The organism is Streptomyces sp. NPDC050759 (genome assembly GCF_044456945.1).
GTDB lineage: Bacteria > Actinomycetota > Actinomycetes > Streptomycetales > Streptomycetaceae > Streptomyces.
Genome location: NZ_JBITGI010000001.1, coordinates 384,822 through 410,385 on the forward strand (window position 1 = coordinate 384,822; position 25,564 = coordinate 410,385).

Sequence of the window (25,564 nt, forward strand, 5' to 3'; positions counted from 1 at the left end):
TCGGACCAGATGCGCAGTGCGGCTGCGCCTGGACGGCGTCGGCGGCCTACGACGAGGAGCGCCTCTGGCGCCGTGGGCACCGTCCCGCCTCAACAGCCGCTACGTGCCCACCCTCCGACTGGCCGAGCTGATCCTCCGCGAGGCCTCCGTCGAGCAACGCGGCACAGACACCACGGTGAGCGGCCTCCTGCTCGACCTCGCGAAGGTCTTCGAGGACTTCGTGGCCGTCGGGAGGGACATCGTGAGCACCGGTCCGGCGCCGTCCTCGCCCAGCACGCGCTCGATCTCGATCAGGAGTCGCCGGTCGCCCTCGCCGGGAAAGGGTTGACACACAGACTAACTTGAGTACTATTAGTACGCATGCCAGCTATTGAGCTTGATGAGCGTACACACGGCAAGGTCATCTTCGCTGCCCGCCTCATGGGGTGCACCCCGTCCGAGGTGGTCAGGCGGCTGGTGGAGTCGCTGAGCACCCCGGAGGAATCCGGTGACGGGCCGCAGGACGTGCGCGTCCACGCCGTGTACCGGGGGGCGCGGGTCACCGGTCTCTTCGACCCGGCGACCCGCACGCTCGCCGTCACGGAGGGCCCGGCGGCCGGGGAGGTCTACTCCTCGCCCAGTGCCGCCGCCATGGCCGTGATCCAGGTCGTCAATCCCGACCGAACGTCCCCGCACGCGAACGGCTGGTCCTTCTGGCGCGTGACCCGCAGCGGCGAGGAGCTCAAGTCCCTGCGCCGGCCCGCCGGGACGGTATGAGCGACCGTCGCACAACCGCCGTTTCCTCCCGCCCCGTCGAAAGGAGATCCGTCCGTGACCTCGTCGCGCGAAGCCGCCACCCATCTGCTGATCATCAGCGACCACGAGCCCCTCGCCTGGGTCCTGGAGAACCAACGCATGGCGTTCCCGGCCGGCCGCACCCGGCAGTCACTCACCCTCGGCAAGGGTGACGAACTGCTGCTGTACACCACCCGCGGATGCTTCAGGAACCCGGGCCGGGATCTCGGCCGCGTGATGGGGCTGGCCACGATCACCAGCGACGTCCACACCCTTGACGAGCCCGTGGTCTTCCAGGAACGCCGTTTCACCGAAGGCTGTCGGCTGCGCGTCCACGGCCTGGCGCCCTTCAGGGAGGGCGTCGTCCTGCGCGACCTCGTGAAGGACCTCCAGGTGTTCCCGGATGCCGGCTCCTGGAGCGTCCGCCTGCGCCGGGCCTCGCTGCGGCTGCCGGACGTCGACGCGGCCCTGCTCAAGCGGGAGCTCCAGCCGCTGCTCAAACCGTACGACTCCGTGATGGGCGACTACGCGTTTACTCGTGCGTAGGCTGTGCCACATCGCACCGCACAGGGGAGGGACGGTCCGTTGCCGCAGCTGGCGTTCGCCAACACGTTCTGGGACAGGTTCGAGCAGTTGGAGAAGCCGGTCCGGGCGGGCGTGCGGAAGGCAATGAAGAAGTTCCAGCAACTCACCGTCGCGGAACTCCGGGCCGACAAGGGGCTCCATCTCGAATCCGTGGAGAAGGCCGCCGACCACCGGATGCGCACGATCAGGATTACCGACTTCTGGCGGGGCGTGGTGCTCGCTCCCGATGACGGAAGCGACACGTTCCTGCTGGTGAACGTCGTCCAGCACGACAAAGCGTACGACTGGGCGGCCAAGCGCCTCTACACGGTCAACACCGCGACGCGCGGTCTTGAGGTGCGCAACGTCGTTGCCATCGAGCAGCTCACACCGGCGCTGGAGCAGACGGCGGCGCAGGCGCGCACCCGGCTCTTCGACGGCTTCTCGGACGGGTCGCTCGCGCGTCTCGGAATCGACGAGGGCACGCTGAAGGCAGCCCGGACCATTATCGACAAGCCCCAACTGGAGGCGTTCGCCTCGCTGTTCCCCGAGGACCAGTTCGAGGTCCTGCAGTTCCTCGCCGAAGGATTCGACGAGGACACCGTCTGGAGAGAGGTCGTCGCGCTCCGCCGGCCCGCGGACCCCGGGCCGTATGATCCCGACGACCTGTCCTCGGCCATCGCCAACACCCGCAGCCGAATCACCGTCGTCACCGGCGCGGAGGAGCTGGAGGACATCCTCACGAAGCCGTTCGCGGCTTGGCGGATCTTCCTCCACCCCGCTCAGCGCAGGGTCGCCTACCGTGCGTCGTTCGGGGGCCCGGCCCAGGTCAGCGGCGGCCCGGGGACGGGCAAGACAGTTGTGGCACTGCACCGGGCGAAACACCTGCTGCAGCGGTCACCGCAGAGCAGGATCCTGCTCACGACCTACACGACGGCACTCGCGAAGTCCCTGCGAGAGAACCTGGCACTGCTACTGGAGGATGACGCGCTCATCCGCCGCGTCGATGTCACCACCGTCGACGCCCTCGCCCGGGACGTGGTCCGGCGCCGGCACGGCTCCGTCCCGAAGCTCAGCGACGACAGCGACGAGCGCTTCCGCTGGCGCAGGATCCGCGAGAGCCTCAAGCTCGACTGGAGCGAGCAGTTCCTCTCCCAGGAGTACCGGCATGTCGTCCTCGCCCAGTCGCTGTCCACCGAGGACGAGTACCTGAGGGCGGTGCGTCAAGGCAGGGGAACGGCGTTGGGGCCGGCCAAGCGCGTCCAGGTGTGGCGCGCAATGAAGCGGTTCGAGCAGGAACTGCGCAAAGACGGGAAGTGCACCTACCTTCAGTTGTGCGCGGAAGCAGCACGGCTGTTGCGCGAACCGACGGCCGGTGAAACTCCCTACGAACATGTCGTGGTCGACGAGGCCCAGGATCTGCACCCGGCCCAGTGGCGTGTGCTGCGCGGGGCGGTCGCGCCAGGGCCGGACGACCTGTTCATCACCGGCGACCCTCATCAGCGCATCTACGACTCGCGTGTCTCCCTCGGTTCGCTCGGCATCCCCGTCGCGGGGCGATCGAGCCGACTGCGCATCAACTACCGCAGCACAGAGGAGATTCTGCGCTGGGCGGCACGCCTGATGGAGGACGAGCCGGTGGAATCCCTCTCGGGCGAGGGAGTGGACTCGCTGGCCGGCTACCGCTCCCTCCTCCACGGCCGCCGTCCGGCGCTCGATCGCTTCAACAGCGAGGAGGCCGAACTGGCCGCGGTCGTGGAGCGGATTCGCGGCTGGGTGGCCGGCGGGGCAGCACCGGCGGACATCGCGGTGGCCGCACGCTTCCATCAGACGCTGGACAAGGTCAGGGCGCGACTGGAGCGGGCCGGGCTGCCCGCGGCCCTGGTGAAGGACGGACCGACACAGCAGGACCCCGGGGTGCGACTCGCCACGCTTCACGCCATGAAGGGCCTGGAGTTCAGGTGCGTGGCGGTGATCGGCGTGACGGCAGGCGCCTTCCCCTTCCCGCCGGCCATCACGCCGCCGGAGGTTGATCAGCTCCAGCATCAGGCGGACATGCTGACCGAGCGCTGCCTCCTTTTCGTCGCCTGCACTCGTGCCCGGGAGGAGCTCGCCGTGTCGTACAGCGGCAGGGCGAGCCGCTTCCTCACTTCCCTTCCGGAAGTCGGTCCTCACAGCTGGAAGTCGAACGTCCCCTGACCGCCGCCCCCAGGGTGGAGTCGCGGTGACCTGGGCACCTGCAATGTCCTTGGGCAGCGCGCCCGCGGCTCCTGCATGAGAGCCAGCACCCGGTGGTAGGCCTCCCGGTTGTACGGATCACGCTGGTTGACCTCGTACAACAGCCCCCACGGACCGCTGGGCAGCATCGGCTCGCCGGGGTTCAAGCACGGGCACCCTCTACATCGCGGACAGCCTCAAGGGCACCATCTGGTCCGTCCCGGCCTCGGGCGGAACGCCGACCCCGTTGCTGACCGACACCGCCCTCGCCCCGGTGCCCACCGAGGCCCTGCCGATCGGCGCCAACGGGCTCCGCTTCCACAACGGCGCCCTGTGGATCAGCAACTTCAACAAGGGCACCCTGCTGCGCGTACCGATCACCCCCGCCGGCGCTCCCGGCCCCATCCGCCAGGTCGCCGGCGGCCTGCCCAACATCGACGACCTCGGCTTCCTGACCCCCTTCTCCGATGTGGTGTTCGCCGCGCAGAACGGCTCCTCCTCGAACAACGGCCCGGACAGGGTCGTGGTGATCTACCCCAACGGCACCTACAAGCCCGTCCTGACCAGCGCGGACGGCCTCGCCTCGCCCTCCGCCACCGCGGTCCGCGGCGACCGCCTGTACATCACCGACGGCGGCGTCCCCGAGCCCCACGACCCGAAACTGCAGACCGCCAGGATCAACTTCCCCGCGCTCCTCGCAGGCGCCGGCCACTGACCCGACCAGACGGCAGCCGGGGCGCACGCCCCGGCTGCGACGGAGGAACACACCGTGCGGTACACAAAAAAACACAAACAGCAGACACGGCAGCGGATCATCGCGACGGTCGGCCGCCGGCTCAAGCACAACGGCATCGACGGCTCCGGCGTCGCGACCCTCATGAAGGACGCCGGGCTGACGAACGGCACCTTCTACGCCTACTTCGCCTCCAAGGACGACCTCGTCGCCACCGCCCTCGGCACGCCTGACGGCACTCAGCCTCCTCGGCATGATGGCCGGCACCCTGCAACTCTCCCGCGCCCTGACCGACCGGCAACTCGCCGACCAACTCCTCGAACAGGGCATCCGCAACGCCCTCGCACTGATAGACGCCGAGCAGCACGACTGATCGCTGCAGTCGGTGACCGGCCGGGGCTCCTCTCCCCCACCCACAGGGGAGCCAGGCCGGCTCAAGCGCTGCCAACGCAGTGACCTGCAGCGACCCGAGCAGTACACGGCCAGCTCATCGACACCGAACCCCGCGTCACGCCCTACCCGGCCGAAACCACCCGCCGCATCTGGGCGGACCACACCTTCAACGCCCTTCCGCTGCGCCCGGCCTGACCATCCGCCGACGCAAGTTCGCTCACACTCGGCTCACCAGGATCACCTCGGCGACGCCCACAACAGTGCCGCGGACGCGAGGCAATCACATGACCGCGGCTCATCGCTTGCCGCCCTGTACTCCTTGACCGATCGACGGTCCCCCCAATCCCCCTCCGGAGTTCTCCGTGTACCTCGCCTATGTCGTCATCGCTGTCGTGCTGTCCCTGGTGCTGGTCCTCTCTGCCGTTCCCGACCTCACCCGCGACCCGAAGATCACAGACGGGCTTAAGGCGATCGGGGTGCCCGACAGCTGGTTCTTGCCGCTTGGCCTGGTCAAGATCGCAGGCGCTCTGGGACTGCTCGCCGGCATCGTCTACCGACCGTTGGGCATCGCGGCGGCGATCGGTGTCGTCCTGTACTTCCTGGGCGCCGTGATCACGCACATCCGTGGAGGCGACACGAAGGGAATCGGCATCCCGGCCACCATCATGCTCGTTGCCGTTGCGCCGCTGGTGCTGGGTTTCGCGACGGCCTGATGGTGCTCCACGATCGCGATCAGACCAGCTCACCATCAGAGTCCCGAGAGCGGCAGACGAGTCGGGCTGTACGCCGGGTTCTGTCACCCAGCCGCCTCGCGGCGGCCGGGGAGACGGCCATCCATCTAGGACCGGCGTTGCCGCCGGCCTCGTGCGGTCTACCCGGGGACTCGGGCGGGCAGCCCTCGAACGTCCCCGCAGAAACACCAGGGTGTTTCCTTTTGACCTTGCTCCGGGTGGGGTTTACCTAGCTGCTCAGGTCGCCCTGGGCACTGGTGGTCTCTTACACCACCGTTTCACCCTTACCCAGCGCCGGAGCGCTGGGCGGTTTGTTTTCTGTGGCACTTTCCCGCGGGTCACCCCGGGTGGCCGTTAGCCATCACCCTGCCCTGTGGAGCCCGGACGTTCCTCGGGAAGCCCCCTGAGGGACTTCACGCGGCCGTCCGCCCGGCTCGTCTGCCGTGTCGACCATGTTACCGGGCGCGCGCCTCGCCTCTGTCCGGCCTGTCGGGCCGGGGTTCCGGCCCACGGCGGAGCCCGGAGTCGCCGTGCACGGCCTCGCCCTCGGGTTGACCCAGCACCGGACGGGTGGCGGCCCGCTGACCGGAGGCGGTCGCCAGTACCGAGCCCGCCAGGATCAGGGTGAAGGCCGCCAGGATGGTCGCCGTCAGGGGCTCGGACAGGAAGATCGCGCCCGCTGCCACCGCTACCGCCGGATTGACGTACGTGAAGACGGTTGCCCTGGTCGGGCCCGCCTCCTTGATCAGCTCCAGGAAGGCCACGAAGGCGACCGCGGTGCAGACCACGCCCAGGACGGCCAGCGCGGTCAGGACCGAGAGGGAGGGCATCGCCGTCGGCCAGGTCATCGCCGCCGCCGGGGCGTAGACCAGGGCCGCGAGGGCCAGGCAGGGGGCGATGAGCTGGAGGGTCGGGACAGCCTTGAGGTAGCGCGCGGCGATCAACGGGGCCGTCGCGTAGCCGATCACCGTGATCAGCACCTCGGCCAGGGAGCGGGCGTCGCCGCCCGTCAGGTGCGGGACCGTGAGGACTCCTACGCCGGCCAGGCCCAGGCCGAGCCCGACGACGCGCCGCACTCCCAGCCTCTCCGTCTCGCCGAAGAAGCGGGCCAGGGCCACTCCTACGATCGGGACGCCCGCGATCAGCAGGCCCGCTGTCGAGCTGGACAGGTGGCGTTCCGCGTCGGTCAGGGTCCACCAGGGGCCGATGATCTCGATGCACGCGAAGGCCAGCATCGGGCGCCAGTGGGTTCGAACAGTGGCGGGCAGGCCGCCCTGCCGTATCGCGAAGGGCAGGAGCAGGGCCGCGCCCAGCGCGCAGCGCGTGAACACCACCATCGACGGGGACAGCGGGGCGTCCACCGCCACCTTGATCAACAGGTAGGGGATGCCCCAGACCACTCCCATCAGGGAGAACAGGAACCAGCCGCGTGCAGTCATGCGGCCATGTTCGCCACGTCAGCGGCGGCCGTCTTGAACGCTGTTGCGGTACGCCGCCGGGGTGACCCCGAGGACCCGCCGGAACCAGCGGGTCAGGTGCGCCTGGTCGGCGAAACCCACCAGACCCGCGACCTCGGCCGGCCTGAGTCCGGATTCCAGTAGTCCGCGGGCCCGGTGCACCCGGTGCTGCGCCAGCCAGGCGTACGGGGGTATCCCCATCGTCGTACGGAAGGCTCGGAGGAGTTGGTAGCGGGACAGGCCCAGAGCGGTGGCGAGTTCGGCGAGGGAGGGGGGCTCCAGGAGGTCGTCGGCCAGGCGGTCCCGTACCGCGTGGGCGATGTGGGCGGCGCCCGGCACCGTGTCGTTCGTCGCGCGGGCCGTGGAGTGGCGGCGGGCGAGGGCCGTCAGCAGCCACGGGAGACGGGACTCGGTCTCCAACGGGTCGGGGCAGGCGCTCAGTTCGGCGTGGGCGCGGCGGAGGGCAGTGGTGAGTTCGGGGTCGTCGAGGAGGGGTTCGCGGAAGTACGGGAGGCCGCCGCCGAGGGTGCCTTCGGTGAGGAGGTCAGGGTCGGGGTACAGGGCGCGGTAGGCGTAGCCGCCGTCGGACGCTGCGGGGCGGCCGGTGTGCATTTCGCCTGGGGCGAGTACGACGATGGAGCCCGGGCCGGGGCGGAGGTGGTCGCCCCGGTAGTCGATGACCTCGGAGCCGCCGACGCAGATGCCGATGCTGAACTGCTCGTGCGTGTGCGAGGCGTAGACGTGGCGGTCGAAGCGAGCGGTCAGGAGGTCGAGCGCAGGGCCGCAACGGCCCAGCCGCGTCCTGGTCCACAGTGCCTGCTCCGCCACGGTCGGTCCCCCTGTCCGTCTTGCTCAGAGGGTGCAACGCCGTAGCGGTCAGAGAAAGTCCGCGGTCTCCAGATCGAAGGAGAAGGGGTCGGGCAGGGCGAGCGGCTTCCCGAAGGGGCGGGTGCAGTGTTCCCGGTAGTCGTCCTTCTCCGGATCGCTGAACAGGGTGACCGACGACGTCTCCCGGTCGACGAGCAGGTAGAGAGGGATGCCGCCGCGAGCGTAGCAACGCCGTTTGGCCTCGCGGTCCGCCTTGGGCTTGGTGGACGTCACCTCCAGGACCATGGCGACGCCGTCGCAGGGCATCCAGGAGTCGGCGCTCCCGAAAAGATCGAGCTCAAGAGGCGCGAGCGTGACGTCCGGAACCACGTGGTTCTTCGGACAGGCCTCACCGCTTCTCAGTTTCAGGCCCTTGTTCCCGGAGAAGTCCATCTCGATCCGCGCGTGCTTGATCACTTGCCGCACGATTCGGCTGATGTACTTCTCGTGCTCCCCGTCCGGCGGCGGCGTCACAACGATCTCCCCCTCGATCAGTTCGGCCCGGAAACCCTCCGGGGTATCCAGGGCCTGGAAGATCTCCAGCAGTCCCTCAGCCGGCGTGAGCGGCTCATGCGTCACGGCAGTCATGTCACCCCCCTCCTTCTGTCCTTCGCCAGACTGGGACATCGGAAGATCACCTGTCCGAGAGATCGGGAACCGTTCCCTCGATCGTGGCACACGATCATGAGCGACGTCAGTCGACGAGCTCACTGACCCGCAGGACCGGGGCCACCGGGAAGCACGCCGTACCCTGTCTCGGAGCTCAACCGAAGGAGATCGATCCCGTGCTTGTCCTGCTGCCTCCCTCCGAAGGCAAGGCGTCCTCCGGTCGTGGCGCCCCGCTGAAGCTGGAGACGCTGTCGCTGCCGGGACTCACCGAGGCCCGTGCGGCGATCCTCGAGGAACTCGTCGAGCTGTGCGCCGGGGACGAGGAGAAGGCGCGCGAGGTGCTCGGGCTGAGCGAGGGACTGCGCGGCGAGATCGCGAAGAACGCCGGGCTCAGGACCGCGGGGGCCCGGCCGGCCGGGCAGATCTACACAGGCGTGCTCTACGACGCCCTCGACCTGGCTTCTCTGGACGCGGCCGCGAAGAAGCGTGCCGGGCGTTCGCTGCTCGTGTTCTCGGGGTTGTGGGGAGCGGTCCGGGTGACGGACCGGATTCCGTCGTACCGCTGCTCGATGGGGGTGAAGCTGCCGGGCCTCGGAGCGCTGGGCGCGCACTGGCGTGCGCCGATGGCCTCCGTGCTCACCGAGGCCGCGGGGGACGGGCTCGTGCTCGATCTGCGGTCCTCCGCGTACGCGGCCGCGTGGAAGCCGAAGGGTGAGGTCGCGGGGCGGACGGCGACCGTACGGGTGTTGCACGCGCCGACGCGGAAGGTCGTCAGCCACTTCAACAAGGCGACCAAGGGACGGATGGTGCGCAGTCTGCTGTCGGCGGGGATCGCGCCCAAGAACCCCGCCGAGCTGGTGGAGGCGCTGCGGGAGCTGGGGTACGAGGTGGAGGCCGAGGCGCCCGCGAAGGCGGGGGTGGCCTGGTCGCTGGATGTGCTGGTGGACGAGGTTCACTGAGCACCCAGATGCGTATTGCAGCATGCGCAACGACCTTTGCGCATGCTGCACGCCGAGGGCAGGATGACGCCATGGCCCCCTCGATCCTGGACCTTGCCCCCGTCGTGCCCGTCGTCGTCCTCCAGGACGCCTCCGACGCCGTACCGCTCGCGCGCGCCCTGGTCGCCGGAGGGCTGCCCGCGATCGAGGTGACCTTGCGGACGCCGGTCGCGCTGGACGCGATCCGGGCGATCGCCGGGGAGGTGCCGGAGGCCGTGGTGGGCGCGGGGACGGTCATCACGCCGGATCAGGTGACGGAGACGGTCGCCGCCGGTGCGCGCTTCCTCGTCAGCCCGGGCTGGACGGACGTACTCCTGGCGGCGATGCAGGCGTCCGGGGTGCCGTTCCTGCCCGGGGTGTCGACCACGTCGGAGGTCGTGGCGCTGCTGGAGCGGGGCGTCACGGAGATGAAGTTCTTCCCGGCCGAGGCCGCCGGCGGTACGGCGTATCTGAGGTCGCTCGCCGGGCCGTTGCCGCAGGCGCGGTTCTGTCCGACGGGAGGGATCGGGCCCGAGAATGCTCCCCAGTACCTGTCTCTGCCCAACGTCGGCTGTGTGGGCGGGACTTGGATGCTTCCGGCGGATGCGATCGCAGCGCGGGACTGGGGGCGGGTGGAGGCGCTGGCCCGCGAGGCCGCCGAACTGAAGCTGAGGCTGGAGACGCTACGGGCGCAGGTGTGAGGTGTCGTTGAGGAGCCGGACGCTCGCGTTGCCGTCGGCGTAGTACGCGACCGCCGACAGGGAGGCCGCCGAGAGTTCCATGCGGAACAGGGACTCGGGCGGGGCGCCGAGGGCGAGACGTACGAACGTCTTGATCGGGGTGACGTGGGTGACGAGCAGGACCGTGCGGCCCGCGTACGCCGCCACGAGCTTGTCCCTGGTCGCCGCGATCCGGGTCGCCGTGGCCGCGAAACTCTCGCCGCCGCCGGTGGGTTCGGCCTCCGGGTCGGACAGCCAGGTGTTCAGGTCGTCCGGGTAGCGCTCGCGCACCTCGCCGAAGGTCAGGCCCTCCCAGGCGCCGAAGTCGGTCTCGATCAGGCCGTCCTCGACGGTGACCTCGAGGCCCAGACGTTCCGCCACGGCGGCGGCGGTCTGCCGGGTACGGGTCAGCGGCGAGGCGAGGATGTGCTGGATCGTGCCCCGGTCGGCCAGGGCTTCGGCGGCCCTCTCGGCCTGTCCCCTGCCCACCGCGGAGAGAGAGGGATCCGTGCCGCCGCTTCCCGAGAACCGCTTCTGGGGGGTCAGGGGCGTCTCACCGTGCCGCAGCAGTACGAAGATGGCCGGCGCCCCCATGTCGGCCGGGGCCCAGCCGGGACTCGCGACGGCCTTGGCGGCGCGCACATCGGCCTCGGCCTTGGCCTTGGCAGCACCGACAGCCTCGGCGTCAGCAGCAGAAGACAGCTTCCGTACCGAACTCGCCGACGACCCCGAGTCCATCGCCTCGTTCGCCAGCCGATCCGCCCGCTTGTTCTGCTCGCGAGGGATCCACTCGTAGGTCACCCGCCCCGGCGGAAACACCCGCCCCGCCTCCAGAGCGAGCGGCTTCATGTCCGGATGCTTGATCTTCCAGCGCCCCGACATCTGCTCGACGACGAGCTTGGAGTCCATGCGGACGTGCACGGAGGCCGACGGGTCCAGATCGTGCGCGGCACGCAGTCCGGCCAGCAGACCCCGGTACTCGGCGACGTTGTTCGTGACGACGCCGAGGTACTCGTACGTCTCGACCAGCGTCTCCCCCGTCGCCGCGTCCAGCACCACGCAGCCGTAGCCGGCGGGGCCCGGGTTGCCCCGCGAGCCTCCGTCGGCCTCGACGATGAACTCCCGCACGCCCACCGCTCCCTACAGGCCGGACTCGGACGTGCGCACCAGGATCCGGCGGCAGTTCTCGCAGCGGACCACGGTGTCGGGCGCGGCCGCCCGGATCTCGTTGATGTCGGTGATGGCCAGCTCCTGGCGGCAGCCCTGGCAGGTGCGCTGGTACAGCTTGGCCGCGCCGATGCCGCCCTGCTGCTCGCGGAGCTTGTCGTAGAGCTTGAGCAGGTCGGCGGGGACGGAGGCGGAGATGACCTCGCGCTCCTTTGTCACCGAGGCGATCTCGCCGTCCAGCGACTCGAGGGCCGCGTCCCGGCGGGCGGTGGCGTCCTCGATCTTCGACTGGACGGAGGCGACCCGCTCGGTCAGCTCGGCCACCCGCTCCTGCGCGGACTCCAGCCGCTCCATGACCTCCAGGACGATGTCCTCGAGGTCGCCCTGGCGCTTGGCGAGGGAGGTGATCTCGCGCTGGAGGTTCTCCAGGTCCTTGGGCGAGGTCACGGCTCCGGAGTCCAGGCGCTGCTGGTCGCGGGCGGCGCGCTGGCGCACCTGGTCCACGTCCTGCTCGGCCTTGGTCTGCTCGCGGGCGGTGTCGCTCTCCTCGGTCTGGGCGGCCACGAGGAGGTCCCGCAGCTGGGTGGCGTCCTTGGTGAGCGACTCGATCTCGGCGTGCTCGGGCAGCGACCTGCGCTTGTGGGCGAGCTGCTGGAGGCGGACGTCGAGGTCCTGGACCTCGAGAAGTCGGATCTGGTCGGCGGGCGCGGCGTTCAGTTGGGGGCTCCAGGTGAAGGGGAGTGGCTGGTCCAGGGGTCGGTGACCGTCCTGGAGACGTGCACGCGCAGGTCCCAGCCGTGGCGGTCGGAGATCTCGTCGAGCTGGGCGGCGGCCAGTTCGCACCAGGGCCACTCGGTGGCCCAGTGCGCCGCGTCGAGCAGCGCGAGAGGACTGTGGGCGCGGGCCTCGGATACGGGGTGGTGGCGCAGGTCCGCGGTGAGGAAGGCGTCGACGCCGGCCGCGCGGACCTGGTCGAAGAGGCTGTCGCCGGAGCCGCCGCTGACGGCGATCGTGCGGACCGTGGCCTCGGGGTCGCCGGCCACGCGGATGCCCTGCGCGGTGGCGGGCAGCCGCTCGGCGGCCCGCGCGGCGAGCTCGCGGACGGTCATCGGGGGGTCCACCTCGCACACCCGCCCCAGCCCCCGGCACCCCGACGTGTCCGTCGGGTCCGGCACCAGCGGCCCTACGACCCGGAGGTCGAGCGCGCCCGCGAGCGCGTCCGAGACGCCCGGGTCGGCGGTGTCCGCGTTGGTGTGGGCGACGTGCAGCGCGATGTCGTTCTTGATGAGGGTGTGGACGACCCGGCCCTTGAAGTGCGAGGCCGCCACGGTCGTCGTACCGCGCAGATAGAGGGGGTGGTGGGTGACCAGCAGGTCCGCGCCCAGCTTCACCGCCTCGTCGACGATCTCCTGGACCGGGTCGACGGCGAAGAGGACCCGCGTGACCTCCTGGTCGGGTTCGCCCACGACGGTTCCGACCGCGTCCCAGGACTCGGCCCGCTCGGCGGGCCACAGGTTCTCCAGCGCGGCGATGACTTCAGACAGACGGGGCACGGGGAAAGGCTACCTGCCTGGTCTGTCCTGCTGAACCCGAGCTGCCCACGGCTGTCCCGCTCAGCACAGTCGCCCCGGTTTCCTCAGGCGAATCGTTCCTGGGCCACCCCTTTGTGTGAAGGGGGAGCCCGCCCGTCCCACGCCTGTGCGTGCGAAAACTAGTTTCGTGGCCGGAGGTGACCGGACGATGACGGCCTGTGCCATCGAACCCGCGGCGGCGAACGAGGAGAACGCCGAGAACGCGGACGGGGAGACCCCGCGGACGGAGTACGCGATCGCCGAGAACGGGCAGACACCGCGGACCGGGAACGGGGAGACCCCGCGGACGGAGTACGCGATCGCCGAGAACGGGCAGACACCGCGGACCGGGAACGGGGAGACCCCGCGGCCGGAGTGCGTGATCACCGTCGACGGCTCCTATGCGGCCCGTCTCGCCCAGGACGGCGGCTCGTGGTTCCCGGAGCGCTGGACGCTCGACGGCCCGGAGCCCTACGCGGTGCCGCTGCCGGGCAACCAGCCCGAGGAGCCCGGCACCGAGGTGCAGCCGATGGGTGACGGACGGGTGCTGATCAGGCGGTTCGCGGACGGGCGGCACACCTTCTCGCTGCTCTACCCGACCGGCCCGACCACCGGAGAGCTGCCGCTGGGCGCGGTCGAGTGCCCGGAGGAGGGGGCGCTCCTACGGCTGCTCCCGCCGGCGCCGGGCGGTGAGAAGGCGTACGCCCTCGCCGTGGGCCCGCGCTCCAGTGCCGTGTGGCTGGTGGCGGGCGGTGCCTTCGGCCCTGAGCACCTCGCGGAGATCCCGGGGCGCTGCTCGGGCGGGGTGTGGCTGGACCGGACCGGGCGGATGCTGGCCCTGGACCGGGAGGCCGGCGGGCGGACCAAGGCGGTCGTGGTCGATCTGGGGCGCGGTGGGGAGGTGTCGCCGCTGCTGCAGATCGCCGACGGCAGCGATGACCGGCTGCTGCTGGCCGACCCGGACAGCGGGCTGCTGCTGATCTCCTCGGACGCGCCTTCTCCGGGGCGGGCACGGCTGGGCTGGGGGGTGCTGGGCAGCACGTTCCCGGTGCGGTTCCCGGAGTGCCTGCGGGTGCCGGACTGCGCGGTGACGCCGTTCGCGATCCAGCCCGGGCAGGTGTTGACGCCGGAGAGCTGCGGGGTGGCACTGCGCATCGACGGCCCGATGGGCGGCTGGGTGGGGGTGTGGCGGCCCGCCGCACGGCAGGTCCAGCATCTCCCGGGTCCCGAGGGGTGGTTGGCGGGTTCCGGGCTGTGGACCGAGGCCGGTGAACTGCTCCTGCCGTACGCCACGGCCGACGCGCCGTGCGGGGTGGCGCGGTGGGCGGCGGCACCGAGGAGCGGGGCCCTCACCGGGGAGGCGGAGGGCCCGGGGGGAACGGGGACGGGGGACGCGGGCCCGGAGGGTCCGGAGGGCGGCGGCGGAACGGCCGCGCAGTCGCCCGAACCGGGTCCTCCGGAGCCTGTCGTGGCACGTCCTGTGCCCTTGCAGCAAGCCCCGTTGGGCAATCTTGTAACGAAGTAGTGCCGGTTGGCCCGGCCGCCTGGATTCGGCCCTGTGTGCGCCGGTTAAACTCGCCCCGCTGTAAAGAAAGATCATGTTGACGGGGTGAATTTCTTCCATGAGCGACGCCAGCACGAACCAGTCGACTGCAGACGTCCAGGAGTCCACGGGCCACGGTAAGCACCGGGGTCCGGTCTCGGTCCAGGACAGCGAGACGGCCCCGCGTGGCCGTCACCGCAAGTCGGTCGAGCAGTCCGAGGCCGCGGCCTGAGGGCAGACGACGACACACGGCCCGCTCCTTGTCCGAGGAGCGGGCCGTTGCGCGTCCACTCCCCCTACTCCCTTTACTCCCTCTTGAGTCCCAGCACTTCGGCCGCCGCGAACGTCTCCCCCGCCGGCCGCCGCGCGTAGTGCGGGGTGAGCAGGGCGTCCAGTTCGTCGTAGGTGAAGGTGTCCTGCTTGCTGTCGAACTTGGCCTGCACCCTTGGTCGTTCGACCACCACGACCATCCCTCCGTGGACGACCAGCAACTGGCCGTTGACGCGCTCGGCCGCCGGTGAGGCCAAGTAGCCGACGAGCGGGGCGACATGCTCGGGGGCCAGGGGGTCGAGTCCCGACTCGGGCTGCTCGAGGCCCGCGAAGACGTCTTCGGTCATCCGGGTGCGGGCGCGCGGACAGATGGCGTTGGCCGTCACGCCGTACTTGGCGAGCGCGAGGGCCGTCGAGGTGGTGAGCCCGACGATTCCGCCTTTTGCGGCCGCGTAGTTGGGCTGTCCCGCGGACCCGGCGAGGAACGCCTCCGAGGAGGTGTTCACGATACGGCCGTACACCGGCCCGCCCGCCGCCTTGGACCGCTCCCGCCAGTGGGCGGCCGCGAACCGGGTCGTGTTGAAGTGGCCCTTGAGGTGGACCCGGATCACCGCGTCCCATTCACCTTCGGTCATGGAGAAGACCATGCGGTCGCGCAGGATTCCGGCGTTGTTGACGAGGATGTCGAGCTTGCCGAACTCGCTGATGGCCAACTCGACCAGATGACGGGCCTGTTGGTGGTCGCCCACGTCCCCGGTGTGGGCGACGGCCTGTCCGCCCGCGGACCGGATCTCGTCGGCGACCTGCTCAGCGGGGCCCGCGGATGCCTCGCCGGAACCGTCCCGGCCCGGCTGTCCGTAGTCGTTGACGACCACGGCCGCGCCGAGCCGGGCCAGCTCCAGCGCCTCGGCCCGGCCCAGCCCCCGGCCGGCGCCGGTGACGATCGCCGCGAGCCCTTCGAGGGGCAGTGGCTCGGTCATCGCGGCCCTCAGATCTCGATGCACGTACGGAGCGAGGCCCCCGTGCGCATCTGGTCGAGCGCCTCGTTGATCTCGCTCAGCGGCACCCGGTGGGTGATCAGACGGTCCAGGTCGACGCGGCCGGCCCGCCACAGGGCGATGGTCCGCTCGTAGGAGCGCAGGACGTCCCCACCGCCGTACATGGACGGCAGGATGCGCTTCTCGTCGAAGAACAGCTCGAACATGTTGAGCTGGAGGAAGTCGTCCATGGCACCCGCGCCGACGACGACGAGGGTGCCGCCGCGCCGGGTCGTCTCGTACGCCGTCCTAGCGGTCGCCGACTTGCCGACGACCTCGAAGACGTAGTCGAAGCCCTCGCCCGCGGTCACCTGCTGCTTGGCGTCGGCCAGTTCGTCCGGGGAGACGGCCCGGGTGGCGCCGAACTGAAGGGCGGCCTCGCGGCGTGAGGCGACCGGGTCGACGGCGACGATCTCGGCGGCGCCCTTGAGACGGGCCCCCTGGATGGCGGAGATGCCGACGCCGCCGCAGCCGATGACGGCGACCGACGAACCGGCCTCCACGTCCGCGGTGTTGAGCGCGGCGCCGAGTCCGGTGGTGACCCCGCAGCCGATCAGCGCCGCGATGTCGAAGGGCACGTCGTCGGGTATCGGCACCGCGCAGCCCGCGTCGACGACGACTTCCTCGGTGAAGGTGCCGGTGCCCGCGAAGCCGAACACGTCGCCGCCGGGGCGCCGGAAGTTGGGGGTGCCCGCGTTCATGAACCCGGCCAGGCACAGCTCGGTCTGGCCGCGCTTGCAGGCGGGACAGGCGCCGCAGGCGGGCAGCCAGCAGACGACGACCCGGTCGCCGGCCTTCAAGTGGCTGACGCCTTCCCCGACTTCGAGGATCTCGCCCGCGCCTTCATGTCCGGGGACGAAGGGCGCCGGCTGTGGGAGGACCCCGGCCATGGCGGACAGGTCCGAGTGGCACAGTCCGGTGGCCCGGACCCGGATCCGTACCCTGCCGGGTCCAAAACCCACCGCCTCGACGTCATCGAGGACCTCGAGCTTTTCCTGGCCGATCTCGTGCAGTACGGCTGCGCGCATGGTGCGGGCTCCCCTCGTACGGCGTTCTGGTTCAGAAGTGTTCGGAGTGCTCGGAGTGTTCGACGATGGTGTCGGCGAGGACGGGCGCGTCGTCGCGCTCCACGGCACCGACGGCGACCCGGGTGGACTCAGGCATGTGCCACATACGGATCCGCAGGGTCTCCCCCGGGTACACGACCCCGGCGAACCGGGTGGCGTAGGACCGCACCCGGGTCACGTCCCCGCCGAGCAGCGTGTCGACAACCGCCTTCAGCGTCATGCCGTAGGTGCACAGCCCGTGCAGGATGGGCCGTTCGAACCCGGCGACCTTGGCGAACTCCGGGTCGGCGTGCAGTGGGTTCCAGTCGCCGGAGAGGCGGTAGAGCAGGGCCTGGTCCTCCCGGATGGGCCGCTCCACGGTCCGGTCGGGTTCGCCGGTAGGAGGGTCGAGGCGAGCGGAGGGGCCCCGGTCGCCACCCCAGCCGCCTTCCCCCCGTACGAAGATCTGGGCGTCGTTGGTCCACAACGGGCCCTCGGCGTCCGCGACGTCGGTCCGCATGACCAGGACGGCCGCCTTGCCCTTGTCGTACACGGCGGCGATGCGGTTCGTGGCGGTCGCGGTGCCCTCGGCGGGGAGGGGACGGTGAATGGTCAGTGCCTGGCCGCCGTGCAGGACCTTGGCCAGATCGACGTCGATGCCGGGCATGGACAGACCGCTGATCACCCCCGGCGATCCCGAACCTGCCACCGTGGCGAAGCTCGGCAGGACGTGCAGCCGGGATTCGAGGGTGTAGCGCAGTTCGTCGGGATCGGTGGCGGGGCTGGGTTTGTCAGGATGCGAGCCCGCCCCGATGCCGAGGTGGTAGAGCTGGACGTCCTTGGTGTTCCAGGAGATCTCGCCGGTCCGGGGTTCGGCGGCGAGGGCCTTGGCTGCGTCGATGGGCATACGGCTCCTGACAGTGGCGGATCCGACCGTGGCGGAGTCAAGACCTCGGTACGGCCGTCCGCACCGTCGGCCGCACCGAGGTCGTCGCGGGCCGATCTAGAACGCGTTCCAGTCCGGCGCCCTCTGTATAGCCGAGCCCACCGCAGTTGTGAAGACTCCTGACGGTGTGTCAGGTGGGTCGTCGGGTGGGTCTCGCCCGGGTTCCGGGACCGTGACATTTGTACTGCCCAAGTCCGTACACGCACATCTGCCGCTCGGACTCCGCGATCCGTAGCGTCGTCGGTATGACAACAGGGGACAAGCTCTCGTGCCACGTGGACGAGATCCGCGAGAAGGTCCGCGAGGCGCGGAAGCACCAGCGGTACTACAAGGCGAACAAGAAGCGCCTCAACGCCGAGTGCAAGGCCGCGCAAAAGGCGGGGGAGGTCCCCGCGAACGCGGGCCTGGGCAGCGGGTTCGGTCTGCTGCCGTGGCTGCTGTTGGGGATGGGCGCCTTCTCCAACCTCTTCCAGGGCGAGGCCTCCAACCCGTGGATCGGCGGCCTGGGGCTGCTCACGTTCAACTCGCTCTACATCTACGTCGCCTTCCGCGCCTTCCACAAGGAGACCCGGGAGGCGGTCTCCACTCGGGTGGCCCTGGTGCTGATGGGACTGGTCACCTGCGGTCTGGCGATGACGTACGGCGGCAACTGGCTGCTGTTCTTCCCCCTGTTCGGGCTCGCGACGGGCGCGGTCGTACGGCTGCCGCACCTGCGGTGGGTGGGTGCGGTGGTGGCCGTGGTCGCCGGCGCCGCCTCCGTCTTCCACGACGGCTGGGGCGGACTCGACACCGCGTACGCCACATGGATCTCCACGATGGTGACGGCCGCGATCATGTCCCTCTCCGAGGCGGTACGGCAGTTGCGGGAGGCCCGCGAGGAACTGGCCCGGCGTGCGGTCGAGGAGGAGCGGCTGCGGTTCTCCCGCGATCTGCACGACCTGCTCGGGCACACGCTGTCGGTGATCGTGGTGAAGTCGGAGGCGGCCCGGCGCCTCGCCCCCCGCGATCTGGACGCGGCGCTCGTCCAGGTCTCCGACATCGAGTCGGTCGGCCGCCAGGCACTCACCGAGGTCCGCGAGGCGGTGACCGGCTACCGCGAGGGGAGCCTCAGCACGGACCTCGACCTGGCCGCCTCCGCCCTGCGCGCCGCGGGCATCGAGCCGGTCGTCCACCGCTCCGGCCAGCCGCTCGCCGCCCAGACCGAGGTCCTGCTGGGCTGGGTGGTCCGCGAGGCGGTCACCAACGCGGTCCGGCACAGCGGGGCGGAGCGCTGCGAGATCTCCGTACAGGGCTCGGCGGAACGGGTACGGCTGCGGGTGTGGGACGACGGCCGGGGGAGGGCGGCGGCCACGGCGCCGACCGTGGGTGAGTGCGGGGGTGAGTGCGCCCCTGAGAACGTCGGCACGGTGTCCGTCCCGGTCGTCGGCGGCACCGGTCTCAAGGGGCTCGCCGAGCGGCTGGCCGCGGCTGGTGGGTCGTTGGAGGCGGGCCCGGGGCCACGAGGCGGATTCGTGGTGCGGGCCGAGCTGCCGGTCGAGTCGGTGGCGCCGGAGCTGTCCGGGGAGCCGACGGGGGCGGTGCGCGGGGCCCGGATAGGCGAGGCGGCCGGGTGAGGCCGTACGGGTCGGTCCACTGTTCTGTTCTCAAGGATCTGGCTGCTTCCAAGAATCCGGCGCGTCGGCGCAACGACGTCGTACCCCCACCGCTCCCGCCGGCGCGTCCTACCCTTGGGCCGTGAACGAGATGCCCCGGGAGCACCGGGCCGCCAAGTCCATCCGCGTGCTGCTCGCCGAGGACCAGGGCATGATGCGTGGGGCGCTCGCGCTGCTGCTCGGGATGGAGGCGGACATCGAGGTCGTGGCCCAGGTCGCGACCGGGGACGCGATCGTGGACGCGGCGCTCGTCCACCGCCCCGACGTGGCGCTGCTCGACATCGAGCTGCCGGGGATGAGCGGTCTGGACGCCGCCGCCGAACTGCGCGATCAGGCGCCGGACTGCCGGGTGCTGATCCTGACCACCTTCGGACGACCCGGCTACCTCCGCCGGGCCATGGAGGCGGGCGCCGCCGGTTTCCTCGTCAAGGACGGTCCCGTGGAGGAGCTGGCGGTCTCGATCCGCCGGGTGCTGACCGGCGAGACCGTGATCGACCCCGCCCTTGCCGCGGCAGCCCTGAGCGCCGGCCCGAACCCCCTCACCGCCCGCGAGTGCGATGTCCTCAAGGCGTCCACCGACGGTGCGACGGTCGCCGACATCGCCGGCCGGCTCCACCTCTCCGAGTCCACCGTCCGCAACTACCTCTCCTCCGCCATCGGCAAGACGGGGACCCGCAACCGGATGGAGGCGGTACGGGCGGCGCGGCAGCAGGGGTGGCTATGAGCCCGGCGGTTCCCTACTCGATCACCTCCGCCGTCTTGTACTCGGTGCCCTTCGGCGCCACGCACACGAACCAGTTGTAGGGGGAGCCCGCCGCCGACCGGATCGCCGGGACGTCGGTGCCGGTCGCGGAGCCGGCCTTCTCCACCACCGTCGCCGTGTCGTTCGTCCAGGTGCAGGTGACGCGCTGGGCGGTTTTGGCGATGTAACCGATGACGAGACGGACGTCCGCCTTGGCGTCGGGCTGGAGCGCGAGCGAGCCGGAGATGAGGTCCGTGCCGGTCATGGTGTCCGACGTGGGGACCGTGTTCTCCATGATCTTCGTCGTCCTGTCGCCGTAGTCGCGGTACACGAAGTACGTGATCTTTCCGATGAGGTCGGAGGCGTTGTGGGCGTCCGGCGGGGTCTCACCGCGCAGGGCCATGGCGGCGCGCTGGGCCTCGGCCTGCTTCTCGTCGCGCGGGGCCGACCACACGTCGATCAGGACCCGCCACCCGGTGCCCTGGTCGGTACCGGTGGCCAGGGTGGTCTGCAGGACCCTGGACGGGTCGGCGTCGGCCGGGACGGGCGGCTGGGTCGCCACCTGGCCCCCGTCCCGACCCGGCAGGCCCGCCACCGCGAGGGTCGCCGAGGACCCCGCGAGCACCAGTGCCGTGGCTGCGGCCACCGCCCAGCGGCGGGCCCGGCGCCTGCGGCCACCGCGGAGCACCGCCTGGTAGGGGGCTATGCCGATCTCCACCTCGTCGGCGGCGTCGGCCAGCAGGAGGGTGATGTCGCTGTCGCTCATGTCGTGGCTCGTCTCCCGGTCCGCGCTCATCACTTCGGCCCTCCCTGCGTCGCCATGTCGGCCAGTCCTGGTATGGCGCGAAGTTTCGCGATCCCCTTGGCCGCGTTGCTCTTCACCGAGCCGACCGAACAGCCCATCGCCTCGGCCGTCTGTGTCTCGGTCAGGTCCTCCCAGTACCGCAGGACCACCGCCTCCCGCTGTCGGGGCGGCAGTTGGGCCAGTGCCGTCAGCAGGGCGCTGCGGTCGTCGGCCTGGGCGATGCGGTCACCGGTGTCGGCGATCTCGCGCACCAGGCCCGAGTCGTCCCCCCGCGCCAGGAACTCCCTGAGCTTCCTGCGGTGCTTGCGTGCGTGTGCGTTGATCATCACGCGTCGTACGTATGCCTCCGGATCGTCCGCCGAGCCGACCCTGCGCCAGGCCACGTAGGCCTGTTCGAGCGTCGACTGGACCAGGTCCTCCGCGGCGTGCTGCTCCCCCGTGAGGAGAAATGCCGTCCGCATCAGCCGCGGCCAGCGGCCGATGACAAAGCTCTGGAACTCCTCGTCCCGAGCCTGTTTCCGATCCCCCATGGGCACCTCCTAGATGTTTTAAGGAGTCCATGAGCCGCCCGGACCGTTGCCTCAGTTCGCGGAGATCTTTCTCGGCAGCCACGTCGGCATCAGCGCCACCCCGCAGAGCAGCACCCCGGAGGCGCTGACGGAGGGGCCGTCATGCTCTCGACCCGGCTCCGCTTCCCCAAGAGAACATAAAGAAATCGTTAGTACGCCGAAGCATCGGAATAGTTGCCCATGCATACGTAGTTCAAGCCACACGTAACCCGATCTTCCAGGCCCGGAGGCCTCGCTCACATGACGCACACGCCGACCGACCAGCCCACCCGGAGAGCGTCCGGCGCTGTCGTCCCGGTGCTCGCCTTCGCGGGCATCGTGGTCGCGGTGATGCAGACCCTGCTCGTCCCGGTCATCAAGGACCTGCCGCAACTGCTGGACACCGCACCCAGCAACGCCACCTGGGTCCTGACATCCACCCTGCTCTCGGGCGCCGTCGCCACCCCGATCATGGGCCGCCTCGGCGACCTGTACGGCAAGCGCCGGATGCTGATCTTCAGTCTCTCGGTGATGGTCGTGGGCGCCCTGGTCAGCGCCCTCACCAGCGACCTGCTCACGATGATCGCCGGCCGCACCCTCCAGGGCTTCGCGATGGGGGCGATCCCGCTCGGCATCGGCCTCATGCGCGACATGCTGCCCCGCGAGAAGCTCGGCTCGGCCATGGCCCTGATGAGCTCCTCGATCGGCGTCGGCGGCGGCCTCGCGCTGCCCCTCGCGGCACTGATCGCCCAGCACGCCGACTGGCACGCCCTCTTCTACGGCGCCGCGGGCATCGGCGCGCTCGCCATCGTCCTCACCCTCCTCGTCGTCCCCGAGTCCTCGGCGCGCGCCGAGGGCACCTTCGACGTCCTGGGCGCGATCGGCCTCTCCATCGGCCTGGTCCTCTTCCTCCTGCCGATCACCAAGGGCAGCGACTGGGGCTGGACCTCGGGCACCACGCTCGGCCTGTTCGCCGCGTCTGCCGTCGTCCTCCTCCTGTGGGGCGTCATGGAGCTGCGGGTGAAGGCCCCTCTGGTCGACCTGCGCACCACGGCCCGCCCGGCGGTCCTCTTCACCAACCTGGCGTCGATCATGGTGGGTGTCTCGTTCTACGTCGTCTCACTCGTCCTTCCCCAGCTGCTCCAGCTCCCGAAGGCCACCGGCTACGGCCTCGGTCAGTCGATGGTCGTCGCGGGCCTGCTGGTCGCTCCGCTGGGCCTGACGATGATGTTCACGGCGCCCGTCTACGCCCGGCTGTCGGCGAAGTACGGCCCCAAGTTCACCCTCATCCTCGGCATGCTGATCATCGCGATCGGCTACGGCGCGGGCCTCGGCCTCATGAGCGCGGCCTGGCAGAGCCTGGTCATCGCGGTGGTGCTGGGCGCGGGCATCGGTCTCGCGTACTCCTCTCTTCCCGCCCTGATCGTCGGCGCGGTCCCGGCCTCGGAGACGGGTGCGGCGAACGGGCTCAACACGCTGATGCGGTCCATCGGTACGTCCGTGTCGAGCGCCGTGATCGGGATGGTGCTGGCGAACACGGCGAACAACGTCGGGGGCGTCGCGGTACCGACCATGCACGGGTTCCGGGTGTCCTTCCTGATCGCGACCGGGGCGGTGGCGGTCGGGCTGCTGATGGCCCTGTTCCTGCCGAAGCCGAACCGGGCGCCGCAGCTGCGCGCGAGCAGCGAGGAGGAGGCGGGGATCGAGCGGGCCGACGAGGTGCTGCGCGGCTTCCGTGGCCGCGTCCTGGACGCCGCGGGCACGCCGGTCCCCCGGGCCAAGGTCACGCTGATCGACCGACGGGGTCGGCAGGCGGGCGCGACGCTCTCCGGTGACGACGGCACGTACGTCCTCACCGTCCCCGCCCAGGGCGCCTACGTCCTCGCCGCCCGCGCCACCGGCCACGGCCCCCTGGCCTCCTCGGCCACCCACGCGGGCGACGACCGAGCGATCGACCTCGACCTGGCCCTGCCGGGCGAGACGGTCACGGCCTGACCGACACGACACCGGACCGCATCCCCGCCCACCCCAGGGCGGGGATGTGTTGCGTCGGGGGCGCCCGGAAGGCCGTAGGACCGAACCCGCAGCCGCACTCGCCGGCGTTTCTCGGAACGGCCGCGATGCCGGGCCTCGGCCCCCGGCCCGCACGACGGCCGGGCCGACCAGGGCAGCCGCCCATCCGAACGACGCCCGCCCGGCGTCCGGTGCCAGGACGACGACGTACAGCGGCCGGGTCCGGACCAGCCCGGCGTACGCCGTCAGGCCCTCGCACAGCACCACGTCCTGTCGACGGCCGTGAAAACCCGGCTTCGGCGTATGCGTCAGCCGTCTGCCAACCTGGCGCCGGGCCGACCGGAACCCGCACGGCACGCCCCTCCGGCCCGCCCCCCGCGGCGACCAGCAGCATGCCCCCGCAGTAGGTTCCCCACCCCCTGTCCCCGTCCGCCCGAGGGTGCGGCAGCATGGGGCGTCCGGAGGGACGTACGGCGGCATCGCGGTCGTACGACGTCTGCCCGCACGCACGACCGACGACCGAGAGGAACCCCATGGCCGCGGCCGCACCCAAGCCCGAGATCCTCGCCGCCTTCGAGGCCGCCAAGGGGTTCATGCCCCTGGGTGAGGGGCTGGCCCTCTACGAAGCCGCCCTGGACGCGGGGCGGCTCGGGCTGCCGCTGCTGGAGGTCGGTACGTACTGCGGCCGGTCCGCGATTCTGCTGGCCGACGCGGCCCGGGAGGCCGGGGTCACCGCGCTGACCGTCGATCATCATCGCGGCAGCGAGGAGCAGCAGCCGGGGTGGGAGTACCACGATCCGGAGACGGTGGACGCCGAGCTCGGGCTGATGGACACGCTGCCCACCTTCCGCAGGACCCTGCACCGGGCCGGGCTGGAGGAGCACGTGGTCGCCCTGGTCGGTCGTTCTCCCCAGATCGCGAAGATCTGGGGCTCCCCGCTCGGTCTGGTCTTCATCGACGGCGGTCACACCGACGACCACGCGAACGCCGACTACGAGGGCTGGGCCCCCCACGTGGCCGAGGGCGGGCTGCTCGTCATCCACGACGTGTTCCCCGAGCCGGAGGACGAGTTCACCGGGCAGGCGCCCTACCGGGTCTACCTAAGGGCGCTCGCCTCCGGCGCCTTCACCGAGGTCTCGGCGACCGACTCGCTGCGGGTGTTGCGGCGGGTGCGGGCGGGGATCTGAGAGCGCGGTTAGAGTCGCAGACGTGTCATACGCAGGCCCTGAATTCGATTCCCCCCAGCCCCGCCGCCCCCGGCGCCGCCCGCTGGCCCTCGCTCTCGCCGTGCTCGTGCCGGGCTCGCTGCTCGGGTGGCTGGTGTACGCGGGGGTGAGCGGGGCGGCCGACGGCGGCGGGACCACGGCCGCGGCGAGTCCCCGGGCGAGCGCTCCGCCGACGGTCTCCTCCACCACCGCCGAGGACAAGAAGCCGCTCGGCTCGCTCGCGGGCAAGGTCGTCGTCATCGACCCGGGGCACAACCTCACCAACTTCCGGCACACGGCCGAGATCAACCGCAAGGTGGACATCGGTACCAACCGCAAGGAGTGCGATACGACGGGGACGTCGACCAACTCCGGTTACACGGAGGCGAAGTTCACCCTCGACGTCGCCCACCGGCTGCGCACGCTGCTGGAGAGGCAGGGCGCGACGGTGAAACTGACCCAGGACGGCGACCGGCCCTACGGCCCCTGTGTGGACGAGCGGGCCAGGATCGGCAACAGGGCACACGCGGACGCCGTCGTATCCATCCACGCGGACGGCGCGAGCGCCGGGCAGCGCGGCTACCACGTGATCCTTCCTGGCCGCGTCCACAAGGGCATCGCCGACACCCGCCGGATCGTCGCCCCCTCCGCCGAACTCGGCGAGCGCATCGCGCACGACTTCGGACGCGCGACGGGCACGAACCCCTCCAACTACATCGGCGACGGCACCGGACTGGACACCCGCACCGACCTGGGAGGCCTCAACCTCTCAACGGTCCCCAAGGTGTTCATCGAATGCGCCAACATGCGCGACAGCAAGGACGCGGCCCTGCTCACGAACGGGGCCTGGCGGCAGAAGGCCGCGCAGGGAATCTCTGAAGGAATCGTGAGTTTCCTGCACGGGCAACGATCTGCGCACTGATCCCGACATACGCTCCGCCCGGGCGGACGATAGGGTCTACCGACGACGAGACGACC

The 25,564-nt window shown here is 70.7% G+C and carries 26 protein-coding genes and 1 other RNA gene; 15 read left to right on the plus strand and 12 right to left on the minus strand.

Translation table 11 applies throughout. The features are described 5' to 3' along the window. Window positions 1–16: 16 nt before the first annotated feature. The 6 genes from ACIBJB_RS01650 to ACIBJB_RS01675 all read left to right on the plus strand — a co-directional run bounded on the left by ACIBJB_RS01650 (window position 17) and on the right by ACIBJB_RS01675 (window position 5,394). Window positions 17–328, plus strand: coding sequence for a hypothetical protein (locus ACIBJB_RS01650; protein ID WP_398925401.1), 312 nt, complete (start codon window positions 17–19; stop codon window positions 326–328). 32 nt (window positions 329–360) lie between these two features. Next, on the plus strand, window positions 361–756 hold the full coding sequence (locus ACIBJB_RS01655; protein ID WP_398925403.1) for a hypothetical protein: 396 nt from the start codon (window positions 361–363) through the stop codon (window positions 754–756). Window positions 757–810: 54 nt separating this feature from the next. Then, window positions 811–1,320 (plus strand): hypothetical protein, encoded by a 510-nt coding sequence (locus tag ACIBJB_RS01660; RefSeq protein ID WP_398925405.1) that lies wholly within the window; start codon window positions 811–813, stop codon window positions 1,318–1,320. Window positions 1,321–1,359: 39 nt separating this feature from the next. After that, window positions 1,360–3,537 (plus strand): UvrD-helicase domain-containing protein, encoded by a 2,178-nt coding sequence (locus tag ACIBJB_RS01665; protein WP_398925407.1) that lies wholly within the window; start codon window positions 1,360–1,362, stop codon window positions 3,535–3,537. Window positions 3,538–3,802: 265 nt separating this feature from the next. Beyond that, window positions 3,803–4,270, plus strand: a complete 468-nt coding sequence (locus tag ACIBJB_RS01670) for a hypothetical protein (protein WP_398925409.1) — start codon at window positions 3,803–3,805, stop codon at window positions 4,268–4,270. A 773-nt stretch (window positions 4,271–5,043) separates the two neighbouring features. Next, window positions 5,044–5,394: a DoxX family protein gene (locus ACIBJB_RS01675; protein WP_398925411.1), complete on the plus strand. Its 351-nt coding sequence runs from the start codon at window positions 5,044–5,046 to the stop codon at window positions 5,392–5,394. A 53-nt stretch (window positions 5,395–5,447) separates the two neighbouring features. On the opposite strand, the gene rnpB is transcribed toward ACIBJB_RS01675, so the two are convergent. From rnpB to ACIBJB_RS01695, 4 genes are all read right to left on the minus strand, one after another. Then, window positions 5,448–5,849: RNase P RNA component class A (gene rnpB / locus ACIBJB_RS01680), an RNA gene on the minus strand. A gap of 18 nt (window positions 5,850–5,867) precedes the next feature. Next, window positions 5,868–6,851 carry a DMT family transporter gene (locus ACIBJB_RS01685; protein ID WP_398925413.1) on the minus strand — a complete coding sequence of 328 codons (984 nt, stop codon included), beginning with the start codon at window positions 6,849–6,851 and terminating at the stop codon, window positions 5,868–5,870. An 18-nt stretch (window positions 6,852–6,869) separates the two neighbouring features. Beyond that, the gene (locus ACIBJB_RS01690; RefSeq protein WP_398925415.1) at window positions 6,870–7,697 is read right to left on the minus strand and encodes an AraC family ligand binding domain-containing protein; all 828 of its coding nucleotides are present in this window, start codon (window positions 7,695–7,697) and stop codon (window positions 6,870–6,872) included. A gap of 48 nt (window positions 7,698–7,745) precedes the next feature. Then, window positions 7,746–8,324, minus strand: a complete 579-nt coding sequence (locus tag ACIBJB_RS01695) for a Uma2 family endonuclease (RefSeq protein ID WP_398925417.1) — start codon at window positions 8,322–8,324, stop codon at window positions 7,746–7,748. A gap of 197 nt (window positions 8,325–8,521) precedes the next feature. On the opposite strand from ACIBJB_RS01695, the gene yaaA reads away from it, so the two are divergent. Both yaaA and eda read left to right on the plus strand, forming a co-directional pair. Continuing rightward, on the plus strand, window positions 8,522–9,304 hold the full coding sequence (gene yaaA, locus ACIBJB_RS01700; RefSeq protein ID WP_398925419.1) for a peroxide stress protein YaaA: 783 nt from the start codon (window positions 8,522–8,524) through the stop codon (window positions 9,302–9,304). Between the two features lie 71 nt (window positions 9,305–9,375). Further along, window positions 9,376–10,023 carry a bifunctional 4-hydroxy-2-oxoglutarate aldolase/2-dehydro-3-deoxy-phosphogluconate aldolase gene (gene eda / locus ACIBJB_RS01705; RefSeq protein WP_398925421.1) on the plus strand — a complete coding sequence of 216 codons (648 nt, stop codon included), beginning with the start codon at window positions 9,376–9,378 and terminating at the stop codon, window positions 10,021–10,023. Here the strand turns inward: eda and ACIBJB_RS01710 are convergent. From ACIBJB_RS01710 to ACIBJB_RS01720, 3 genes are read right to left on the minus strand one after another with little or no spacing between them, the layout of a single operon-like run. Next, entirely contained in the window at window positions 10,006–11,169 is a 1,164-nt protein-coding gene (locus ACIBJB_RS01710) for a bifunctional RNase H/acid phosphatase (RefSeq protein ID WP_398925423.1), read from the minus strand. The two genes, eda and ACIBJB_RS01710, sit on opposite strands and share 18 nt — an antisense overlap. Before the next feature lie 12 nt (window positions 11,170–11,181). Next, on the minus strand, window positions 11,182–11,925 hold the full coding sequence (locus ACIBJB_RS01715) for a zinc ribbon domain-containing protein (RefSeq protein ID WP_398926801.1): 744 nt from the start codon (window positions 11,923–11,925) through the stop codon (window positions 11,182–11,184). Beyond that, entirely contained in the window at window positions 11,922–12,761 is an 840-nt protein-coding gene (locus tag ACIBJB_RS01720; protein WP_398925425.1) for a Nif3-like dinuclear metal center hexameric protein, read from the minus strand. The genes ACIBJB_RS01715 and ACIBJB_RS01720 overlap by 4 nt, the downstream gene beginning before the upstream one ends. Before the next feature lie 187 nt (window positions 12,762–12,948). Between ACIBJB_RS01720 and ACIBJB_RS01725 the strand changes: the two genes are divergently transcribed. Next, window positions 12,949–14,304, plus strand: a complete 1,356-nt coding sequence (locus ACIBJB_RS01725; RefSeq protein WP_398925427.1) for a hypothetical protein — start codon at window positions 12,949–12,951, stop codon at window positions 14,302–14,304. Window positions 14,305–14,401: 97 nt separating this feature from the next. Then, a complete protein-coding gene (locus ACIBJB_RS01730) occupies window positions 14,402–14,554 on the plus strand; it encodes a hypothetical protein (RefSeq protein WP_398925429.1) in 153 nt (50 codons plus the stop codon). Between the two features lie 73 nt (window positions 14,555–14,627). On the opposite strand, the gene ACIBJB_RS01735 is transcribed toward ACIBJB_RS01730, so the two are convergent. From ACIBJB_RS01735 to ACIBJB_RS01745, 3 genes are read right to left on the minus strand one after another with little or no spacing between them, the layout of a single operon-like run. Next, a complete protein-coding gene (locus ACIBJB_RS01735; RefSeq protein ID WP_398925431.1) occupies window positions 14,628–15,572 on the minus strand; it encodes a 3-oxoacyl-ACP reductase in 945 nt (314 codons plus the stop codon). Between the two features lie 8 nt (window positions 15,573–15,580). Further along, on the minus strand, window positions 15,581–16,657 hold the full coding sequence (locus ACIBJB_RS01740; RefSeq protein WP_398925433.1) for a Zn-dependent alcohol dehydrogenase: 1,077 nt from the start codon (window positions 16,655–16,657) through the stop codon (window positions 15,581–15,583). Window positions 16,658–16,688: 31 nt separating this feature from the next. Further along, entirely contained in the window at window positions 16,689–17,582 is an 894-nt protein-coding gene (locus ACIBJB_RS01745; protein ID WP_398925435.1) for a MaoC/PaaZ C-terminal domain-containing protein, read from the minus strand. 284 nt (window positions 17,583–17,866) lie between these two features. Between ACIBJB_RS01745 and ACIBJB_RS01750 the strand changes: the two genes are divergently transcribed. Together ACIBJB_RS01750 and ACIBJB_RS01755 are read left to right on the plus strand one after the other, a co-directional pair. Beyond that, the gene (locus ACIBJB_RS01750) at window positions 17,867–19,234 is read left to right on the plus strand and encodes a sensor histidine kinase (protein WP_398925437.1); all 1,368 of its coding nucleotides are present in this window, start codon (window positions 17,867–17,869) and stop codon (window positions 19,232–19,234) included. A 130-nt stretch (window positions 19,235–19,364) separates the two neighbouring features. After that, complete coding sequence (locus ACIBJB_RS01755; RefSeq protein WP_398926803.1) at window positions 19,365–19,997, plus strand: response regulator; 633 nt, start codon at window positions 19,365–19,367, stop codon at window positions 19,995–19,997. Between the two features lie 13 nt (window positions 19,998–20,010). On the opposite strand, the gene ACIBJB_RS01760 is transcribed toward ACIBJB_RS01755, so the two are convergent. Together ACIBJB_RS01760 and ACIBJB_RS01765 are read right to left on the minus strand one after the other, a co-directional pair. After that, on the minus strand, window positions 20,011–20,811 hold the full coding sequence (locus ACIBJB_RS01760) for a hypothetical protein (protein WP_398925438.1): 801 nt from the start codon (window positions 20,809–20,811) through the stop codon (window positions 20,011–20,013). Continuing rightward, window positions 20,811–21,350: a SigE family RNA polymerase sigma factor gene (locus ACIBJB_RS01765; RefSeq protein ID WP_398925440.1), complete on the minus strand. Its 540-nt coding sequence runs from the start codon at window positions 21,348–21,350 to the stop codon at window positions 20,811–20,813. The genes ACIBJB_RS01760 and ACIBJB_RS01765 overlap by 1 nt, the downstream gene beginning before the upstream one ends. A 279-nt stretch (window positions 21,351–21,629) precedes the next feature. Between ACIBJB_RS01765 and ACIBJB_RS01770 the strand changes: the two genes are divergently transcribed. From ACIBJB_RS01770 to ACIBJB_RS01780, 3 genes are all read left to right on the plus strand, one after another. Then, entirely contained in the window at window positions 21,630–23,363 is a 1,734-nt protein-coding gene (locus ACIBJB_RS01770) for an MFS transporter (RefSeq protein WP_398925442.1), read from the plus strand. A 551-nt stretch (window positions 23,364–23,914) separates the two neighbouring features. Beyond that, window positions 23,915–24,568, plus strand: a complete 654-nt coding sequence (locus tag ACIBJB_RS01775) for a class I SAM-dependent methyltransferase (RefSeq protein ID WP_398925444.1) — start codon at window positions 23,915–23,917, stop codon at window positions 24,566–24,568. Between the two features lie 22 nt (window positions 24,569–24,590). Continuing rightward, window positions 24,591–25,508, plus strand: coding sequence for an N-acetylmuramoyl-L-alanine amidase (locus tag ACIBJB_RS01780; RefSeq protein ID WP_398925445.1), 918 nt, complete (start codon window positions 24,591–24,593; stop codon window positions 25,506–25,508). Window positions 25,509–25,564 lie beyond the last annotated feature (56 nt).

What these genes read in the sequence shown, in the direction of transcription:
- ACIBJB_RS01655 (WP_398925403.1), top strand. Translation starts at nt 361, where the DNA reads ATGCCAGCTATTGAGCTTGATGAGCGTACACACGGCAAGGTCATCTTC.
- ACIBJB_RS01685 (WP_398925413.1), bottom strand. Translation starts at nt 6,851, where the DNA reads ATGACTGCACGCGGCTGGTTCCTGTTCTCCCTGATGGGAGTGGTCTGG.
- ACIBJB_RS01695 (WP_398925417.1), bottom strand. Translation starts at nt 8,324, where the DNA reads ATGACTGCCGTGACGCATGAGCCGCTCACGCCGGCTGAGGGACTGCTG.
- eda (WP_398925421.1), top strand. Translation starts at nt 9,376, where the DNA reads ATGGCCCCCTCGATCCTGGACCTTGCCCCCGTCGTGCCCGTCGTCGTC.
- ACIBJB_RS01725 (WP_398925427.1), top strand. Translation starts at nt 12,949, where the DNA reads ATGACGGCCTGTGCCATCGAACCCGCGGCGGCGAACGAGGAGAACGCC.
- ACIBJB_RS01730 (WP_398925429.1), top strand. Translation starts at nt 14,402, where the DNA reads ATGAGCGACGCCAGCACGAACCAGTCGACTGCAGACGTCCAGGAGTCC.
- ACIBJB_RS01735 (WP_398925431.1), bottom strand. Translation starts at nt 15,572, where the DNA reads ATGACCGAGCCACTGCCCCTCGAAGGGCTCGCGGCGATCGTCACCGGC.
- ACIBJB_RS01740 (WP_398925433.1), bottom strand. Translation starts at nt 16,657, where the DNA reads ATGCGCGCAGCCGTACTGCACGAGATCGGCCAGGAAAAGCTCGAGGTC.
- ACIBJB_RS01745 (WP_398925435.1), bottom strand. Translation starts at nt 17,582, where the DNA reads ATGCCCATCGACGCAGCCAAGGCCCTCGCCGCCGAACCCCGGACCGGC.
- ACIBJB_RS01750 (WP_398925437.1), top strand. Translation starts at nt 17,867, where the DNA reads ATGACAACAGGGGACAAGCTCTCGTGCCACGTGGACGAGATCCGCGAG.
- ACIBJB_RS01755 (WP_398926803.1), top strand. Translation starts at nt 19,365, where the DNA reads ATGCCCCGGGAGCACCGGGCCGCCAAGTCCATCCGCGTGCTGCTCGCC.
- ACIBJB_RS01760 (WP_398925438.1), bottom strand. Translation starts at nt 20,811, where the DNA reads ATGAGCGCGGACCGGGAGACGAGCCACGACATGAGCGACAGCGACATC.
- ACIBJB_RS01765 (WP_398925440.1), bottom strand. Translation starts at nt 21,350, where the DNA reads ATGGGGGATCGGAAACAGGCTCGGGACGAGGAGTTCCAGAGCTTTGTC.
- ACIBJB_RS01770 (WP_398925442.1), top strand. Translation starts at nt 21,630, where the DNA reads ATGACGCACACGCCGACCGACCAGCCCACCCGGAGAGCGTCCGGCGCT.
- ACIBJB_RS01775 (WP_398925444.1), top strand. Translation starts at nt 23,915, where the DNA reads ATGGCCGCGGCCGCACCCAAGCCCGAGATCCTCGCCGCCTTCGAGGCC.